The sequence below is a fragment of the Pseudomonas sp. AB6 genome (genome assembly GCF_034314105.1).
Taxonomy (GTDB): domain Bacteria; phylum Pseudomonadota; class Gammaproteobacteria; order Pseudomonadales; family Pseudomonadaceae; genus Aquipseudomonas.
Genome location: NZ_JAVIWJ010000001.1, coordinates 556,386 through 572,592, shown reverse-complemented (window position 1 = coordinate 572,592; position 16,207 = coordinate 556,386). Strand labels below are relative to the sequence as shown.

Sequence of the window (16,207 nt, the reverse complement as noted above, 5' to 3'; positions counted from 1 at the left end):
GGCTAGACGTGAAGAAGAAACTTACCGTGGCTGACGCTATTACCTGCGTTACATAAAGCTAACCGCCCGATTCATAGTCGTTAAAAATCACATCTTTTTATGCACCACTACCCAGGCTGCAAATGCGTCGATAAAGGTTTGCAGGAAGGGTTTGATATTTTCAGACAACGTGCCCGCTTCGTTGAAAAAGCTGCCGGCATTGCCCAAATACGCTTCTGGTTGCTGCATACACGGTACGTTGAGGAACACCAGTGACTGACGCAAATGATGATTGGCGCCGAATCCACCAATACCACCCGGCGACGCACTAACAACCGCGCCGGGTTTGGCGCCCCCCCAAGCGCTTTGGCCATACGGACGCGAGCCCACGTCAATGGCGTTCTTCAAAACTCCCGGCACGGAGCGATTGTATTCTGGGGTTACGAACAGAAACCCATCTGCCGCCATTAGTTGCTGGCGAAACGTCACATAAGCAGCCGGGGGATCACCTGCATCGATGTCTTCGTTATATAAAGGCAAGTTTCCTATCTCGATGATCTTCAGTTCAAGGCCTTGCGGCGCCAACTCGGTCAGCGCAAGTGCGACCTTACGGTTGATCGAGTCTCTTCTCAGGCTGCCCACGAGGACTGCAATTTTGTAGACCGGGCTCATGGAAATCTCCACATATCGGTTAGAGGTGGTTCAGTTATAGATGACGCAGCACACTTCGTCTGGTTTTCAATGCCGAGCGCTGCGACACCGCGCAGAATATCCCTGCAAAAACGTCTTTTGATGCAGTAATTAATCCCCTGACTATTTTTTTCGATTTAGAAAACTCGCTGATCAAATGACGGTCTGATCGACAAGTAGGCAGTCACTGAGCTTGTTCTTTCAGACTTACCTTACAAGCGGGCGTAGACTGTCTTCGCGCAGTGTTAGCATGTCAGCGCAATTGAGCGGTTATCTCAGAGGTTACAAAGCAAATGGCTTCAGTTCTCGTTGGACAATTTCATGCAAGGGACGCGGAAGGCCGTGTCTATTCGGTGCATGAATTCCAGGAATCACTGCCGGATGCGGCGAGCGGCAAGGAGCCAGTCACAACATATCGTTTGGCCATTGGTGATCGAGTTACCCACTTGGGTGGGGACGACTTCGAATTGCTCCAGTCCAAAGTAAAAATGACCCGCACCTGATTCAGGTTATCAATTACGCTGTGATCTGATTCCCTGCGCGCCGCTTAAAAGCTCTGCTTTCATTTTCGCTTTCATGCGGAAAAATAAGGAACGACGCCAAGCGGCAGTTCAGGTGATCCACAACACCGGGCTTTGTTTTTGATTGCCTTGCGATTACTCAAAAATCAAATACCAGAAAATCGCGGTTTCCCGGGTGTCAGGATCAATGGCACGGTAAAGCATGTGGTCAATTCCGCCCACTGTGTATCCGCAACGCTCATAAAGCTTGCACGCGGCCAAGTTGTTGTTTTGTGTTTCAAGCATGATGCCCGGCAAGTTACGCTTGCGACTCCAGAATTGCGCGACTTCAAGCAACGACCGGGCGACGCCAGTACGTCGGGCAGACGCATCGACTGCCAATTCATCGACATGAGCAAAACCGTTCCAGTGAGTACTGAGCACCATATGGCCAACTGCCTGCTCCCCTAACCAAGCCACCAATACGGTATTTTCAGGGCCATGCCGATAGCAATCGAACTCTTGGGCGTCTATCCCATAATTCTTGAGGTAAGGCGAGACCGGTTCGACCTCCCAGCGCTCGACGCGCTGCCCAATCTGAGCAAGCGCGTAGCCGCTGACGGTAAAGGTGAACTCACTGTTGAGGATGTAATCCTCAAAGCACTCATCCGCAACGCGAATAGACAGTGCAGGGTTAGTTTCGGTCATTGCACCTCTGACTGAGGTTGATAAAAACTGCGGCTAATGAATCGTCGCTTGCGCCTCAAGCAATTGAACCCATAGCGCGGGCGCTCCGGCAGACTTAGCAATGGCAGCCATTCGTATATCGTGCTCAGCGATATCGCTGTCGCTGGCCAGAATCACGCGCGAAGGCCGTCGATCACTGGGCAAGCGACGGATCTCTGTGGCGGTATTGCCAGACCCTTCGCCTGAACCATTGCCGTCAGTTGCGTTGCCCGCAAGGGACAAGCTGGTCTGACCGCCGGTCATCGTCAGGTAAACGTCCGCCAGAATCTCGGCATCGAGCAAAGCGCCATGTAATTCTCGGCCCGAATTATCTACGCCGTATCGCTTGCACAACGCATCAAGGCTATTACGTTGGCCAGGATGGCGTTCACGGGCCATCGCTAGCGTGTCGAGAATAGTGCAATGCTGAGTGAGATCAGCCTTGTCTCGCTGACCTAGTAGCGCAAATTCATTATTGATGAACCCAACGTCGAACGCGGCGTTGTGGATGATCAACTGAGCACCCTTGATAAATTCGAAAAACTCTTCAGCGACTTCGTTGAAGCGCGGCTTACCAATCAGAAATTCGGTGGTGATACCGTGAACGCCAACGGCCCCTTCATCGCTTTCGCGGTCCGGTTGCAAATACACGTGAAAGTGCCGCCCGGTCAGGCGTCGGCCGATCAGTTCAACACAGCCAATCTCAATCACCCGATGCCCGTCAGTAACGGGCATACCAGTGGTTTCGGTATCGAGTACAACAGATCTAAGCACCATAAATTGTGAATTCTCAACGCTTCAACACCGCACAGGGGCAGAATTTTAGCACACACCGCCGCGCCAAATAGCGGTCGCATGGCGACCCAGGGGTGACGCAGAATTCAACACTTGAACATCACGGCCTCAACACCACCCTGCCGATGACCTCAAACTCCTCCATGTAGCGCTGTGCTGACAGGGCTTTCTCCAGCGGAAATACTTTATCGACTTGCGACGTTAACAGGCCTTGCGCCGTAAGCTTGTTGATGACGTCTAACGCCTTACACACCGCGTCGTGATTGGGCTCAACGCCCAATTCGGCTTTGCCAGTGAAGTTACTCAGGCAATGTACGAAAAACTTGATGTTCTTTTGGAATGCCTCTTGAGCCGGGAACGGAGTCTGATTGCCACTTTTCAGACCATAAAGGACCACGCTACCCCGTGGAGCAAGGGCATCCACCAACAGATTCATCTGTGAACCGCCCAAACCGTCGAATATGGCATCGACCCCTTTACCACCTGTCAATTTGTTCACCCGATGAATCAAATCATGCTCTTGCGTCAACACGACTATCTTCGCGCCCAGGTCGAGTAAGCGCTGCTTGTCGACGCTGTTCTTGGCGGCCGCAATAACGTTCAGGCCAAGCGCTTTACCCAATTGCAAAAAAGCAGGACCAGCGCACTGGCTTGCGTCGGTGATCAGTACAGTCTGCCCCGAGCTGACCTTGGCCAAGTCGATGTAAGCAAAATACGCCAGTAGCAATGATGTGTAATGAACACTGGCTTGGGCCGCGGTCAATACATCGGGGTAGACCGTTAGTGCCGAACGTGGCAATGCCAGGTACTTGCCGCTCAAGGTATCTGTGTAATCTCCTTCGCAGGAATAGGTCGCAACTTTGTCACCGCGAGACACGTCAGTAACCTCATTGCCAACCGCGATTACAATGCCCGCAATTTCTTTCCCTAGCCCTTGGGGCAATTGCGTTTGAGCTGCAATCGGGTTCAGGCGCCATAAGGCGTCATAGGGGCTGATGCCGATGGATTCAATCCGTATCAGTACTTGGTGGGCAGTAAGTTGACCGACGAAACGGTCTTGGGATTCGACTGTTCCGGCGGTGTCTTTGGATTCGGGACGAATCGAGTGTTGCATTTGACACCTCATGGCGTGAGCTATGGGTGAAGACTCTATCCAGCCCAGGCAATAGGGGCCATTGACGCGTATCAATAGTCGCAATGCCTGCTGTTGATGGGAATAGACGGAACTTTAGGCTTTGAATGTGGGGAGATTAGGGAGGGGCATGGAGCTTCGCGATGAATTCTATCCTGCGGGGGAACGGGACATGGGAGCCCCGCGCGAAATCCCCCGAGCGACGCCGGATTTATACAATAAGTGCTACTAGCGCCCGAAAGCCCTTAGCCCTGCTTCACTCCTCTGATCTCATCAACCCCACGATTTGCCAATTGGTCTGCGCGCTCATTGCCGTCATGCCCGGTATGACCGCGTACCCATTTCCAGGTCACGGTATGGCGATTGACTTGTTCATCTAACAATTGCCACAAATCAGCATTTTTTACTGGCTGCTTGGCTGCCGTTTTCCAGCCGCGCTTTTTCCAGTTAACCAGCCACTCCTTCATGCCCTTCATGACGTACTCGGAGTCGGTCACCACCAGCACGTCACACTGACGCTTAAGCTCTTCCAGTCCACGGATGGCCGCCGTTAATTCCATGCGATTGTTGGTGGTATTGGCTTCGCCACCCCAAAGCTCTTTTTCCACGCCTTTGCACACCAATAGCGCTCCCCAGCCACCGGGACCAGGGTTACCCTTGCAGGCGCCATCGGTAAAAATTTCAACGCGTTCGTTCGCGACAACCTGTTCCATCAAACTTCCCATCTTAAAAATATGGCCATCAGGCTTTTAGGGTTGCGAATTGCGTCGATTGACCTTTGCCATCGGCAATAGCAGGAGCTTGCCCATGGGCTGGCGCTGGACTTGGCGTACTGGGCGCAGGCCAACCACTATTTTGCGTGCCACCAATAGGTAGAAGCCGCCCCCCGGACTTTGCCAACTATCGCCGAGGCGCTCAAGCCCGGCCAGTCGCGCTTGCCAAGCGGTCGATGCAAGCGGCGGACGATAGCACCCGAAGCGTCGTTTCTCCAGCGCGAAGCCCAGCAGGTTCAACCAGTCCGCGACCCGTGAAGGAGAAATACAACGGGCTTTGCGTAGCGCGTCATGGGCAAAAAAATGTCGCAGTCCCCAGGCACTCCATGGGTTGATTCCTATGATAAGTAAATGGCCGCCGGGGCGAACACTCGCCGCTGCTTCACGTAACAAGCCATGAGGCGATAGGCAGAAATCCAGGCCATGCTGCAAAACCACAACGTCAGCCGCATGCTCACTAAGCGGCCAGGCTTGCTCTTCACAGACAATTTCAACACCGGGCAACGGCGCGCCAAGGCGCACGTTACGCTGAACCTGTTTGGCTTGCGGCGGCGCGTCGGCGGAAGGTCCGTAATGGACCAGGTAGCCCCCAAAGTAACGGCCCAACTCATCTTCGAGAACCCTCCGCTCTTCCTCCAGCAACAATTGCCCTAGCGGCTCAGACAACCATTCGCGGGCCGAGCTGATCAAAGCAAGCCATTCAGGATCAGCCTGGGCGAAAGCTTCATCAGTCATCTGTGATCTCCAAGTGGGCGCTCGCTTAGCGCCTCAACAAACCCTAAGATGCACCATTGTTTCCTGCTTAGCGAACTGAGCCATGATACAAATTGATGCCCTACCCGCTTTTACTGACAACTATATTTGGTTGTTACAAGACGCTTCCAGCAAACGCTGCGCCGTGGTCGATCCCGGCGATGCCGAACCGGTTTTAGCATGGTTGAAACAGCACCCTGACTGGCAGCTCAGCGACATCCTGGTCACCCATCACCACGATGACCATGTAGGCGGGGTCGAACAGCTAAAAACCGTCACCGGCGCCCGAGTGCTCGGCCCTGCAGCGGAGAAAATCCCGGCGCGAGACATCGCGCTCAACGATAACGATTCGATTACCGTTCTCGGTCTGGGTTTCGACGTCTTTGCAGTACCTGGTCATACTTTGGGCCACATAGCCTTCTACCATGACGATCCGCAGGCCCCCCTATTGTTCTGCGGCGATACCTTATTCGCTGCGGGATGTGGCCGCCTGTTCGAGGGGACGCCAGCGCAAATGCATGATTCGCTCAGTCGCCTCGCAGGGCTACCCGATAGCACCCTAATTTACTGCACACACGAATATACGCTCAGTAACCTTCGCTTCGCTCAAGCAGTAGAGCCAGCCAACCTCGATATCGCTGAACGCTTCATTCAAGTCAGTCACTGGCGCAGTGAAAATCGCATCAGCTTGCCCTCCAATCTAGCGTTGGAACGACGCACCAACCCGTTTATTCGAACCCACGAAATCGCTGTCAAAGAAAAAGCAGACGAACGGACCGGCACCGACAATCGGTCGTCCACAGCTATTTTTGCTAGCCTGCGCGCGTGGAAAGATAAGTTCTAATTGCGACCTTTATCGGTACAAAAATTCTGAAAGGTTGACCATTGGCCAAGCGGTTCCTAGAATCGCCCGACATTTTCGCTTGGAACACCCCCCCAGCCAATGTCGTCATCCATACGCACAACCATCAATTCAGACGCATTGACTCGGTTAGCCCAGGCTATAGCTGTAGTCCTGAGTGCCACACTGGCGGGCTGCCAGACCACGAGCAGTATTCAGCCCGTCAGCAGCCATCGAGCAGCTAGCCTGGCGACAGAATTCAAGCAAAAACCGATTTTCCTAAGTGAAAAACCGACGCCGCTTGCGCCACAGGATGTTTGGGAGCGAATGCGTCAGGGGTTCCAACTGCAAGAAGGCAACGGCCAAAACCCGCGCATAGACCAACAACGTCTCTGGTTTGCTAACAATCCGGCGTTTTTGGAAGCGGCGGGCGAGCGTGGCAGTCTCTATATGCATTACATCGTAGAGCGCCTCGCAGAACGCAACATGCCACTTGAATTAGCACTGCTCCCGGTGATTGAAAGCGCGTACAACCCCATGGCGTATTCGCGCAGCGATGCTGTTGGTTTGTGGCAATTCATTCCTTCCACCGGACGTTACTTCAATTTGCGTCAGACGAGCTTTTATGACGGTCGCCGCGACATCACGGCGTCAACTATCGCGGCACTGGACTACCTGACGCGTCTGCATGACATGTTCAACGGCGACTGGCTGCTAGCCTTGGCAGCGTACAACGCTGGCGAAGGCACAGTCAGCCGCGCAATTGAGCGCAACCAGAAGCTCGGCTTGCCCACTGACTACTGGAACCTGTCATTGCCGCAGGAAACCCAGGATTACGTGCCTAAGTTCTTAGCACTTTCGCAAGTAGTCATGGCGCCAGAAGCCTATGGCGTCAATCTGAATCCAATTGCTAACGTGCCGTATTTTAAGGTCGTCGAGCTTAATCGGACGATGGACTTGTCAAAAGTGGCCGCGATGGCCGATATCGACGAAGACGAACTATTCCAGCTCAACCCTGCCTTCAAAAAGCGCATGACCATCGACGGCCCCCAGCAACTGCTGGTGCCAACGGCCAAGGCGCAGTTATTGACCGCCAGCTTGTCGAATATGAAACCGCAGGAGTTGGTGGACTGGCAGCAATATAAGGTGCGCCGTGGCGATACGTTGGCAAGCTTGGCTAGCCGCTATCGGGTGTCGGTCAACACCATTAGGGACGTGAATAAACTGTCCTCAAAAGGTGTACACGCGGGCCAAACGTTAAGCATTCCAACTATCCCCGGCATGCCCCCCGCAGGACCTGCGTTCAAGGAAATAGCCAGCCGTGACGCCTCATCTACGAACCGCAGCTACCAGGTTAAAAAAGGCGACAGTTTGGCGACCATCGCTAAAGCGCATAAGGTCGAAGTCAAAGAGTTGCAGCACTGGAACGGCCTCTCCGGCCAGCATTTGAAAATCGGGCAGATGCTGGTCATGCAAGGTGTTGGCAAAAAAACCAAAACCCGATCAACCTCTGTCGCCAGTGCAAAATCCAAAACCAGCAGAAAATCGACTACCCAATACACGATCCGAAAAGGCGACTCGATGTACTTGGTGGCCAAGCGTTTCAACGTTGAAATGCAGCACCTCAAACGCTGGAATCCACGCAGCGGTATGGCGTTGAAGCCTGGCGAGACCTTGACGGTGTTTAGAAACGATTGAGTTCGACCTGCCGAACAGGCTCACGTCTTTTTCCAGCCGATACAAGCTGTTACTGTACCGACCCAGCAGTCTAAGCTGCCTAAGTCGGATGCCAGACTTGATACGTTTCCTCCTGTTATTTGTCAGCCTGGTGTCGAGTTTTCCCGTAGCCGCAACCATCAGCGAAAGCCATGGCTATGCGCAGTTCGGTGTACTCAAGTACCCAGCTAGTTTTACTCACTTCGACTGGGTCAATCCCGAGGCGCCAAAAGGTGGCACCTTGCGGCTCATGGCGTTTGGCACGTTCGATACGCTTAACCCTTACACCTTCAAGGGTAGCAGCCCGGTTTCGACGCCGAATCTACTGCAATACGGCGTCAACGAACTCAACGAACCACTGATGGTCGGCACCGGCCAATATGACCCTTCCGGCGATGAACCAACCTCCAGCTACGGTTTAATCGCGCAAACGGTTGAGTACAGCGAAGACCGCAGCTGGGTAGTTTTTAACCTCCGCCCGCAGGCCCGGTTTAACGATGGCAAGCCAATCACCGCTTACGACGTCGCATTCTCCTATCGGATATTGCTCAAAGAAGGCCACCCGCAATACCGCACCAGCCTGCAGGAAGTGGCACGGGTAGACATCCTTGGCAGACACCGGATTCGCTTTGTGTTCAAGCGCTTCGGCAATCCGCTGTTGATTTTGCGTCTGGGCGAACTGCCTGTGCTGCCTCAACACTATTGGAAAAACCGAGACTTCAAGGCCACTACGTTCGAACCTCCTGTGGGCAGTGGTCCTTATCGAATTACCCAGGTGCAGCCCGGCAGGCGCTTGGTCTTCGAGCGAGTCAAGGAGTGGTGGGGCAAGGACTTGCCCGTCAACCGCGGCAAGTACAACTTCAATCGCGTGGAGGTTGAGTTCTACCGCGATAGCGACGTCGCGTTCGAAGCGTTTAAAGCCAATGAATTTGATATCTACATTGAGCATCAAGCCAAGAACTGGGCTTCGGGCTACAACTTCCCAGCGATGGCACGCGGCGATGTGATTAAAGCGCAGATTCGTCACAAGATCGCGACACAAAGCCAAGTGCTGTTCATGAACACGCGGCGTAGCAACTTTGTAGACGTAAAAATTCGAGAAGCACTCAGCCTAATGTTCAATTTTGAGTGGACTAACCGAACGCTGTTCAGCGACGCCTATACGCACTCATTAAGCTACTACCCCAACAGCGAATTCACTGCCAGTGGCCTGCCTGAGGGGCGCGAATGGCTAATGTTGGCGCCGTGGCGCAACCAGCTGCCACCCAAGCTGTTTACCGAGCCATTCAGCGTATCCAGGACTGACGGCGGCGCAATTCCCAGAGAAACCTTACGCCGGGTTCTTGGTCTATTGGCCGAAGCGGGCTGGACGCTGTCTAACCAACGCCTGCTGAACCGCAACGGACAGCCGTTGCGCTTCGAAATACTGCTGGTGAATCCAAACCTAGAACGTATCTTGCAACCCTACGTTGAAGATCTGTCACGCATAGGTATAGAAGCCCGCCTGCGCACGGTAGATCCTGCCCAGTATAAACAACGCCTGGACCAATTCGACTTCGACATGATTTCCATGACTCTCAATCAGAGCCTGAGTCCAGGCCTAGAGCAGTGGCAGTATTTCCATTCCAGTCAGGCGACGACCCAGGGCAGCAAGAACTACGCGGGCGTTTCCAGCCCGGTGGTTGACAGCTTTCTAAATCACCTAATCACTGCACAAACCCACGAACAACAACTTGCCGCCACACGTGCGCTGGATCGGGTTTTGCTCTGGCAGTATTACAGTATCCCTAATTGGTACCTCGATTATCATCGCCTGGCGTACCGCAACCGGTTCGTCATGGTCACCACCCCGCCCTATACTCTGGGTTTGCGCGCGTGGTGGCTAAAGCCTTCGGAGAAGATTCAATGACTGCCATGCGCTCCCTGCGGTTGCAGGCCAGTGGCATCGTGCTGATGGGGTTAGCCTGCATCACCCAAGCCGCCCCCGAACACGCCGTGACCCTGTATAACGAGGCGCCGAAATACCCCGCGAACTTCAAGCACTTCGACTACGTCAACCCAGACGCACCCAAGGGCGGCACGTTTCGTCAGGCAGGATTCGGGGGTTTCGACAGCCTAAATCCTTTTATCAGCAAGGGGGTGCCTGCCGACAGCATCGGCATGATCTACGACACCCTAGCTCGTCAAGGTCTGGACGAACCGTTCACAGAATACGGATTGATTGCCAGCAAAATCGAAAAAGCCCCCGACAACAGCTGGGTACGCTTCTATCTACGCCCGCAAGCGCATTTCCACGACGGCCACCCAATACGTGCTGAAGACGTCGTTTTCAGCTTTCAGACCTTGATCAAAAGCGGTGCGCCAATGTTTCGCGGCTATTACGCGGATGTCGATCAGGTGATTGCCGAAGACCCTTTGCGCGTGTTGTTCACGTTCAAACATACCAACAACCGTGAGCTGCCATTGATTCTCGGCCAGATACCGGTTCTACCCAAACACTGGTGGGAACACCGCGACTTCAGCAAGGGTACTCTGGAAATTCCGCTGGGCAGCGGGCCGTACAAGGTCGCAGATGTCGAGGCTGGGCGCTCGATTCGATACGAGCGGGTCAAGGACTACTGGGGCAAAGACCTTCCAGTCAACAGTGGCTTTTATAATTTCGACACTATGACCTTCGACTCTTACCGGGATAACACCGTCGCCTTGGAAGCGCTTAAGGCTGGACAATTCGACTATTGGCTAGAAATCAGCGCGAAGAACTGGGCCACGGCCTACAACACTCCTGCGGTCAAAGCCGGTCGGCTGATCAAGGAAGAAATCCCCAACGGCAACCCTACCGGCATGCAGGGTTTTGTATTCAACTTGCGGCGCCCTATTTTCCAAGACCCTCGGGTACGTCAAGCGCTCAGCCTGCTGTTGGATTTCGAATGGACCAACAAGCAGCTTTTCAATGGCGCCTACACCCGCACCAAAAGCTATTTCGACAACTCCGAGATGGCCTCGCGTGGCTTACCGTCTAACGATGAACTTGCGATTCTTGAGCCCCTGCGCGGCAAGATCCCGGCCAAGGTATTCACCGATGAATTCAAGCTGCCGGTGACCGATGGCAGCGGGATGATTCGCCCACAACAACGTCAGGCATTCCAGCTATTGCAGGAAGCCGGTTGGCGCATCGCCGGCGACAAGATGGTTGACGCCCAAGGCAAGCCGGTTCAAATCGAATTCTTACTGACACAGACTGAGTTCGAACGGGTATTGCTGCCGTTCAAACGCAATCTCAGCGACCTAGGCATTGATTTCGTTCTGCGTCGGGTCGACGTCTCGCAGTACGTTAACCGCCTGCGCTCGCGGGATTTCGATATGATCGTGAGCGGTTTTCCGCAATCGAGTTCCCCAGGCAATGAACAGCGAGAATACTGGGATTCATCCAGCGCCGACAAACCAGGCAGCCGCAATTTCATGGGGCTCAAAGACCCGGCCATCGACACCTTGGTCGAGGGCCTGATCAACGCCGATTCGCGGCAAAGCCTTGTTACCCAAGCGCGAGCCCTGGACCGGGCGCTGCTTTGGGGTTATTACGTGATTCCCAATTGGCACATCAAAACGTGGCGCGTGGCTTATTGGGACCATATTGGTCATCCGAAAACCACTGCACTGTACAATGTGGCACCTTCGACCTGGTGGGTAAAACCCGACGCCACCCAAGCTATTCCCGCGCCCATCCCCGGCCGAACCCCTGAGCAAGCCAAGCCGGCGAGCGTGGAGCAATAAGATGCTGGCCTATATATTTCGGCGCTTACTGCTGATAATCCCCACGCTGTTCGGCATATTGTTGATCAACTTCGTCATCATCCAAGCCGCCCCCGGCGGTCCAGTAGAACAAATGATTGCCAAAATCGAAGGCTTTGACGGCGCCACGAGTCGAATCGCTGGCGGTGGTGCCGAAGTGTCGGTGGCCGGTTCCAGCTATCGCGGCGCCCAAGGTCTAGACCCGGCGCTGATAAAAGAAATCGAGCACATGTACGGCTTTGACAAATCCGCGCCGCAACGGCTATGGATCATGATCAAGCACTACGCCGCCCTGGATTTCGGTGACAGCTTTTTTCGCGACGCCAAAGTAATAGATCTGATCAAAGAGAAAATGCCGGTCTCAATTTCTCTCGGGCTGTGGAGCACGTTGATCATGTATCTGGTGTCGATCCCACTGGGGATCGCCAAAGCCATGCGCCATGGCAGCCATTTCGACGTGTGGACCAGCACGGCAATCATTATCGGTTACGCGATTCCAGCCTTCCTTTTTGCGATATTGCTGATCGTGGTCTTCGCCGGCGGTAGCTATTTCGACTGGTTCCCGTTACGCGGCCTTACCTCGAACAACTTCGACGGACTCAGTTGGGGCGGCAAGATTCTGGATTACTTCTGGCATTTGGCATTGCCGGTAACCGCGCTGGTAATCGGCAACTTCGCGACCATGACCTTGCTGACCAAAAACAGCTTCCTTGATGAAATCGGTAAGCAGTACGTGGTCACGGCCAAGGCCAAGGGCTTGAGTCAGCGGGCTGTCCTATATGGCCATGTGTTCCGAAACGCAATGCTGTTGGTCATCGCCGGCTTCCCGTCTGCGTTCATTGGCATCTTCTTCACTGGCTCGCTGTTGGTGGAGGTAATTTTCTCCCTCGACGGACTGGGATTGATGAGTTTCGAAGCGGCGATCAACCGCGACTATCCCGTGGTGTTCGGCACTTTGTTTATCTTTACCCTGCTCGGACTGGTAGTGAAATTGATCGGCGACATTACCTATACGCTGGTCGACCCGCGTATAGACTTCGAAAGCAGGGAGCACTGATATGACGCTCTCACCGCTCAATCGTCGCCGCTTCGCCCGCTTCAAAGCCAACAAGCGTGGCTGGTGGTCGCTGTGGTTGTTTCTGGTGTTGTTCGGCCTGAGCCTCGGCGCCGAACTAATCGCCAATGACAAACCGCTGGCCGTGCGTTACGACGGCGAATGGTATTTCCCGGTGTTCAAGCGTTATCCCGAGACCACGTTCGGCGGCGAATTCCCGTTGGAAGCCAATTACAAAAGCCCGTACATCAAGGAGTTGATGAAGACCAAAGACGCCTGGACTCTTTGGGCACCGATCCCGTTCAGTTACCAAAGCATTAACTACGACCTGAAAGTTCCGGCGCCCGGTCCGCCCTCGTCGGAAAACTACTTCGGCACCGATGACCAAGGCCGCGATGTACTGGCTCGAGTGATCTACGGCTTCCGCGTCTCGGTGTTGTTTGCACTGACGTTGACGATTCTTAGCTCCATCATCGGCGTCATCGCTGGCGCGCTTCAGGGCTTTTACGGTGGCTGGGTGGATTTGGTCGGCCAGCGCTTTCTGGAAATCTGGTCCGGGTTGCCGGTGCTTTACTTACTGATCATCCTGGCAAGTTTCGTCCAACCCAACTTTTGGTGGCTGCTGGGCATCATGCTGCTGTTCTCCTGGATGAGCCTGGTAGACGTGGTACGTGCCGAATTTCTGCGTGGGCGCAACCTGGAATATGTGCGCGCGGCGCGGGCATTGGGTATGCAGAATGTAGCGATTATGTTTCGACATATATTGCCCAACGCCATGGTCTCCACCATGACCTTCATGCCGTTCATCCTGACCGGCGCTATAGGCACCCTGACCGCACTGGATTTTCTTGGCTTTGGTCTGCCCGCTGGCTCGCCGTCGCTGGGCGAGCTGGTGGCGCAAGGTAAATCCAATTTACAGGCGCCATGGCTCGGAATCAGCGCGTTCGCTGTGTTGGCCCTGATGCTCAGCTTGCTGGTGTTCATCGGCGAGTCCGCCCGCGACGCTTTTGACCCAAGGAAATGAGATGAACAAGGACAATTTGATCGAAGTCCGTGATCTCGCCGTCGAGTTTGTAGCCGACGGAAATATCCATCGAGTTGTCGAGGGCATCAGTTTCGATATCCGTCGCGGCGAAACCCTGGCGTTGGTCGGCGAAAGCGGGTCGGGCAAGTCTGTCATCGCGCATTCAATATTGCGCCTGCTGCCCTACCCGCTGGCACGCCATCCCAGCGGGATGATTTATTACGCCGGGCATGACTTGCTCAAGCTCAGTGAGAAACGCCTGCGTGCGATTCGTGGCAACCGGATCGCGATGGTTTTTCAAGAACCCATGACCTCGCTGAACCCGTTGCAGTCCATCGAAAAACAGGTCAACGAAGTGCTTAACCTGCATAAGGGCTTGCAAGGCAAGGCGGCCACTGTGCGGACGCTAGAGCTGCTTGAGTTGGTTGGTATCAATGAGCCACACAAAAGACTCAAAGCCCTGCCACACGAGCTCTCAGGCGGCCAGCGACAGCGTGTAATGATTGCCATGGCCCTCGCTAACGAACCCGAACTGTTGATTGCCGACGAACCGACCACCGCGCTGGACGTCACGGTGCAACTGAAAATCCTCGAACTGCTCAAGGAATTACAGGCCCGGTTGGGCATGGCGCTGCTGTTGATCAGCCACGATTTGAACCTGGTACGGCAAATTGCGCATCGCGTATGTGTCATGCAGCGCGGTTGTATCGTCGAACAAGCGTCCTGTGAGCAGCTGTTCCGTTCACCGCAGCATCCGTACACCCAAGTACTGCTCGGTGCAGAGCCAAGCGGAAGCCCGGCGAACACGATTGCAGGCGCCCCGTTACTTGAAGTAGAAGACCTGCGCGTCTGGTTTCCGATCAAGAAGAGGCTGTTCAAGCACACTGTCGATCATGTCAAAGCGGTGGACGGCATTAACTTCAGCCTGCTCCAAGGGCAGACACTGGGAATTGTCGGTGAAAGCGGCTCGGGCAAATCGACCATGGGCCTGGCGATTCTCAGGCTGATCGGGAGCCAAGGTGCGATACGGTTTCAAGGCAAAACGCTAGACTGCCTGACGCAGCAGCAGATACGTCCCCTGCGTCGGCAAATGCAGGTGGTGTTTCAGGACCCGTTTGGCAGCCTGAGCCCACGCATGACGGTGAGTGAAATTGTCGGTGAGGGCCTGCGCATTCATCGCATGGGCACCCCGACCGAGCAGGAAAGCGCGATCATTGAGGCGCTTAAGGAGGTAGGTCTGGATCCGGAGACTCGGCACCGCTACCCCCATGAATTTTCCGGTGGGCAGCGGCAGAGAATCGCCATTGCCCGGGCATTAGTGTTAAAACCGGCGCTGATTTTGCTGGACGAGCCCACTTCGGCGCTTGACCGGACCGTTCAGCGCCAAGTAGTGGAGCTGCTGCGGTCACTGCAAAGAAAGTACAACCTGACCTATTTGTTTATCAGCCATGACCTGGCGGTAGTCAAAGCGTTGAGCCACCAGTTAATGGTGATCAAACAAGGGCAAGTCGTTGAGCAAGGTTCGGCGCGCAGCATTTTTGCCGCGCCGCAACATCCCTATACACAGCAGCTGCTGGAGGCCGCCTTTTTGGCGCCGGTAGCTGTCGATTAACCTGAAGAGGAACAACACATGGGTTTTCTCGCCGGTAAGCGCGTCCTGATCGTCGGTGTCGCTAGCAAACTGTCCATCGCATCCGGCATTGCTGCCGCCATGCATCGCGAGGGCGCAGAGCTGGCCTTCACGTATCAGAACGAAAAATTGAAAGGTCGTGTCGAAGAGTTTGCTGCAGGCTGGGGTTCAAACCCTGAACTGTGCTTCCCTTGCGACGTGGCCAGCGACGAAGAGATCGCCAAGGTCTTCGAAGAGCTGAGCAAGAAGTGGGACGGCCTGGACGTGATCGTCCACTCGGTAGGCTTCGCTCCAGGTGACCAGCTTGACGGTGACTTCACCCAAGCAACCACCCGCGAAGGCTTCCGCATCGCTCACGACATCAGCGCCTACAGCTTCGTGGCGTTAGCCAAAGCCGGCCGTGAAATGATGAAAGGCCGCAATGGCAGCCTGCTGACCCTGTCGTACTTGGGGGCAGAGCGCACCATGCCTAACTACAACGTGATGGGCATGGCCAAAGCCAGCCTGGAAGCGGGTGTACGTTACCTGGCCGGCAGCCTTGGCCCGGAAGGCACGCGCGTCAATGCGGTATCGGCTGGCCCGATCCGTACCTTGGCTGCTTCTGGTATCAAAAATTTCCGCAAAATGCTCGCGGCTAATGAAGCGCAAACCCCACTGCGTCGCAACGTGACCATCGATGAAGTCGGCAACGCTGGCGCCTTCCTGTGCTCCGATCTGGCGTCCGGCATCAGCGGCGAGATTATGTACGTCGACGGCGGTTTCAACACCACCGCGATGGGCAACCTCGAAGACTGATTTTAGTTAG

The 16,207-nt window shown here is 54.7% G+C and carries 15 protein-coding genes; 9 read left to right on the top strand and 6 right to left on the bottom strand.

Features of this window, described 5'->3' with window-relative positions:
* Window positions 1-87: 87 nt before the first annotated feature.
* Window positions 88-651 (bottom strand): NAD(P)H-dependent oxidoreductase, encoded by a 564-nt coding sequence (locus tag RGW60_RS02675; RefSeq protein WP_322201888.1) that lies wholly within the window; start codon window positions 649-651, stop codon window positions 88-90.
* Between the two features lie 311 nt (window positions 652-962).
* Here RGW60_RS02675 and RGW60_RS02670 point away from each other — a divergent pair, with 311 nt between their 5' ends.
* Window positions 963-1,172: a hypothetical protein gene (locus RGW60_RS02670; RefSeq protein ID WP_322201886.1), complete on the top strand. Its 210-nt coding sequence runs from the start codon at window positions 963-965 to the stop codon at window positions 1,170-1,172.
* Window positions 1,173-1,325: 153 nt separating this feature from the next.
* Here RGW60_RS02670 and RGW60_RS02665 read toward each other — a convergent pair whose 3' ends face one another.
* From RGW60_RS02665 to RGW60_RS02645, 5 genes are all read right to left on the bottom strand, one after another.
* Window positions 1,326-1,877, bottom strand: a complete 552-nt coding sequence (locus tag RGW60_RS02665; RefSeq protein WP_322201884.1) for a GNAT family N-acetyltransferase — start codon at window positions 1,875-1,877, stop codon at window positions 1,326-1,328.
* Window positions 1,878-1,910: 33 nt separating this feature from the next.
* Window positions 1,911-2,672, bottom strand: a complete 762-nt coding sequence (gene dnaQ, locus RGW60_RS02660; RefSeq protein ID WP_322201882.1) for a DNA polymerase III subunit epsilon — start codon at window positions 2,670-2,672, stop codon at window positions 1,911-1,913.
* A 118-nt stretch (window positions 2,673-2,790) separates the two neighbouring features.
* Window positions 2,791-3,804 carry a zinc-dependent alcohol dehydrogenase family protein gene (locus RGW60_RS02655; protein ID WP_322201880.1) on the bottom strand — a complete coding sequence of 338 codons (1,014 nt, stop codon included), beginning with the start codon at window positions 3,802-3,804 and terminating at the stop codon, window positions 2,791-2,793.
* 263 nt (window positions 3,805-4,067) lie between these two features.
* Complete coding sequence (gene rnhA / locus RGW60_RS02650; protein WP_322201878.1) at window positions 4,068-4,535, bottom strand: ribonuclease HI; 468 nt, start codon at window positions 4,533-4,535, stop codon at window positions 4,068-4,070.
* Between the two features lie 36 nt (window positions 4,536-4,571).
* Window positions 4,572-5,330, bottom strand: a complete 759-nt coding sequence (locus RGW60_RS02645) for a methyltransferase domain-containing protein (RefSeq protein ID WP_322201876.1) — start codon at window positions 5,328-5,330, stop codon at window positions 4,572-4,574.
* 82 nt (window positions 5,331-5,412) lie between these two features.
* Between RGW60_RS02645 and gloB the strand changes: the two genes are divergently transcribed.
* The 8 genes from gloB to fabI all read left to right on the top strand — a co-directional run bounded on the left by gloB (window position 5,413) and on the right by fabI (window position 16,197).
* Complete coding sequence (gene gloB / locus RGW60_RS02640; protein WP_322201874.1) at window positions 5,413-6,192, top strand: hydroxyacylglutathione hydrolase; 780 nt, start codon at window positions 5,413-5,415, stop codon at window positions 6,190-6,192.
* 99 nt (window positions 6,193-6,291) lie between these two features.
* Window positions 6,292-7,887, top strand: coding sequence for a LysM peptidoglycan-binding domain-containing protein (locus RGW60_RS02635; RefSeq protein WP_322201873.1), 1,596 nt, complete (start codon window positions 6,292-6,294; stop codon window positions 7,885-7,887).
* 97 nt (window positions 7,888-7,984) lie between these two features.
* Window positions 7,985-9,814: an extracellular solute-binding protein gene (locus RGW60_RS02630; RefSeq protein WP_322201872.1), complete on the top strand. Its 1,830-nt coding sequence runs from the start codon at window positions 7,985-7,987 to the stop codon at window positions 9,812-9,814.
* A complete protein-coding gene (locus RGW60_RS02625; protein ID WP_322201870.1) occupies window positions 9,811-11,676 on the top strand; it encodes an extracellular solute-binding protein in 1,866 nt (621 codons plus the stop codon). The genes RGW60_RS02630 and RGW60_RS02625 overlap by 4 nt, the downstream gene beginning before the upstream one ends.
* Window position 11,677: 1 nt before the next feature.
* The gene (locus RGW60_RS02620; protein WP_322201869.1) at window positions 11,678-12,751 is read left to right on the top strand and encodes a microcin C ABC transporter permease YejB; all 1,074 of its coding nucleotides are present in this window, start codon (window positions 11,678-11,680) and stop codon (window positions 12,749-12,751) included.
* A 1-nt stretch (window position 12,752) separates the two neighbouring features.
* A complete protein-coding gene (locus tag RGW60_RS02615) occupies window positions 12,753-13,772 on the top strand; it encodes an ABC transporter permease (protein WP_322201867.1) in 1,020 nt (339 codons plus the stop codon).
* 1 nt (window position 13,773) lies between these two features.
* Window positions 13,774-15,384 carry an ABC transporter ATP-binding protein gene (locus RGW60_RS02610; RefSeq protein ID WP_322201865.1) on the top strand — a complete coding sequence of 537 codons (1,611 nt, stop codon included), beginning with the start codon at window positions 13,774-13,776 and terminating at the stop codon, window positions 15,382-15,384.
* An 18-nt stretch (window positions 15,385-15,402) separates the two neighbouring features.
* A complete protein-coding gene (gene fabI, locus RGW60_RS02605) occupies window positions 15,403-16,197 on the top strand; it encodes an enoyl-ACP reductase FabI (protein ID WP_322201863.1) in 795 nt (264 codons plus the stop codon).
* Window positions 16,198-16,207: the final 10 nt, after the last annotated feature.

What these genes read in the sequence shown, in the direction of transcription:
- RGW60_RS02675 (WP_322201888.1), bottom strand. Translation starts at nt 651, where the DNA reads ATGAGCCCGGTCTACAAAATTGCAGTCCTCGTGGGCAGCCTGAGAAGA.
- RGW60_RS02670 (WP_322201886.1), top strand. Translation starts at nt 963, where the DNA reads ATGGCTTCAGTTCTCGTTGGACAATTTCATGCAAGGGACGCGGAAGGC.
- RGW60_RS02665 (WP_322201884.1), bottom strand. Translation starts at nt 1,877, where the DNA reads ATGACCGAAACTAACCCTGCACTGTCTATTCGCGTTGCGGATGAGTGC.
- dnaQ (WP_322201882.1), bottom strand. Translation starts at nt 2,672, where the DNA reads ATGGTGCTTAGATCTGTTGTACTCGATACCGAAACCACTGGTATGCCC.
- RGW60_RS02655 (WP_322201880.1), bottom strand. Translation starts at nt 3,804, where the DNA reads ATGCAACACTCGATTCGTCCCGAATCCAAAGACACCGCCGGAACAGTC.
- rnhA (WP_322201878.1), bottom strand. Translation starts at nt 4,535, where the DNA reads ATGGAACAGGTTGTCGCGAACGAACGCGTTGAAATTTTTACCGATGGC.
- RGW60_RS02645 (WP_322201876.1), bottom strand. Translation starts at nt 5,330, where the DNA reads ATGACTGATGAAGCTTTCGCCCAGGCTGATCCTGAATGGCTTGCTTTG.
- gloB (WP_322201874.1), top strand. Translation starts at nt 5,413, where the DNA reads ATGATACAAATTGATGCCCTACCCGCTTTTACTGACAACTATATTTGG.
- RGW60_RS02635 (WP_322201873.1), top strand. Translation starts at nt 6,292, where the DNA reads ATGTCGTCATCCATACGCACAACCATCAATTCAGACGCATTGACTCGG.
- RGW60_RS02625 (WP_322201870.1), top strand. Translation starts at nt 9,811, where the DNA reads ATGACTGCCATGCGCTCCCTGCGGTTGCAGGCCAGTGGCATCGTGCTG.
- RGW60_RS02620 (WP_322201869.1), top strand. Translation starts at nt 11,678, where the DNA reads ATGCTGGCCTATATATTTCGGCGCTTACTGCTGATAATCCCCACGCTG.
- RGW60_RS02615 (WP_322201867.1), top strand. Translation starts at nt 12,753, where the DNA reads ATGACGCTCTCACCGCTCAATCGTCGCCGCTTCGCCCGCTTCAAAGCC.
- RGW60_RS02610 (WP_322201865.1), top strand. Translation starts at nt 13,774, where the DNA reads ATGAACAAGGACAATTTGATCGAAGTCCGTGATCTCGCCGTCGAGTTT.
- fabI (WP_322201863.1), top strand. Translation starts at nt 15,403, where the DNA reads ATGGGTTTTCTCGCCGGTAAGCGCGTCCTGATCGTCGGTGTCGCTAGC.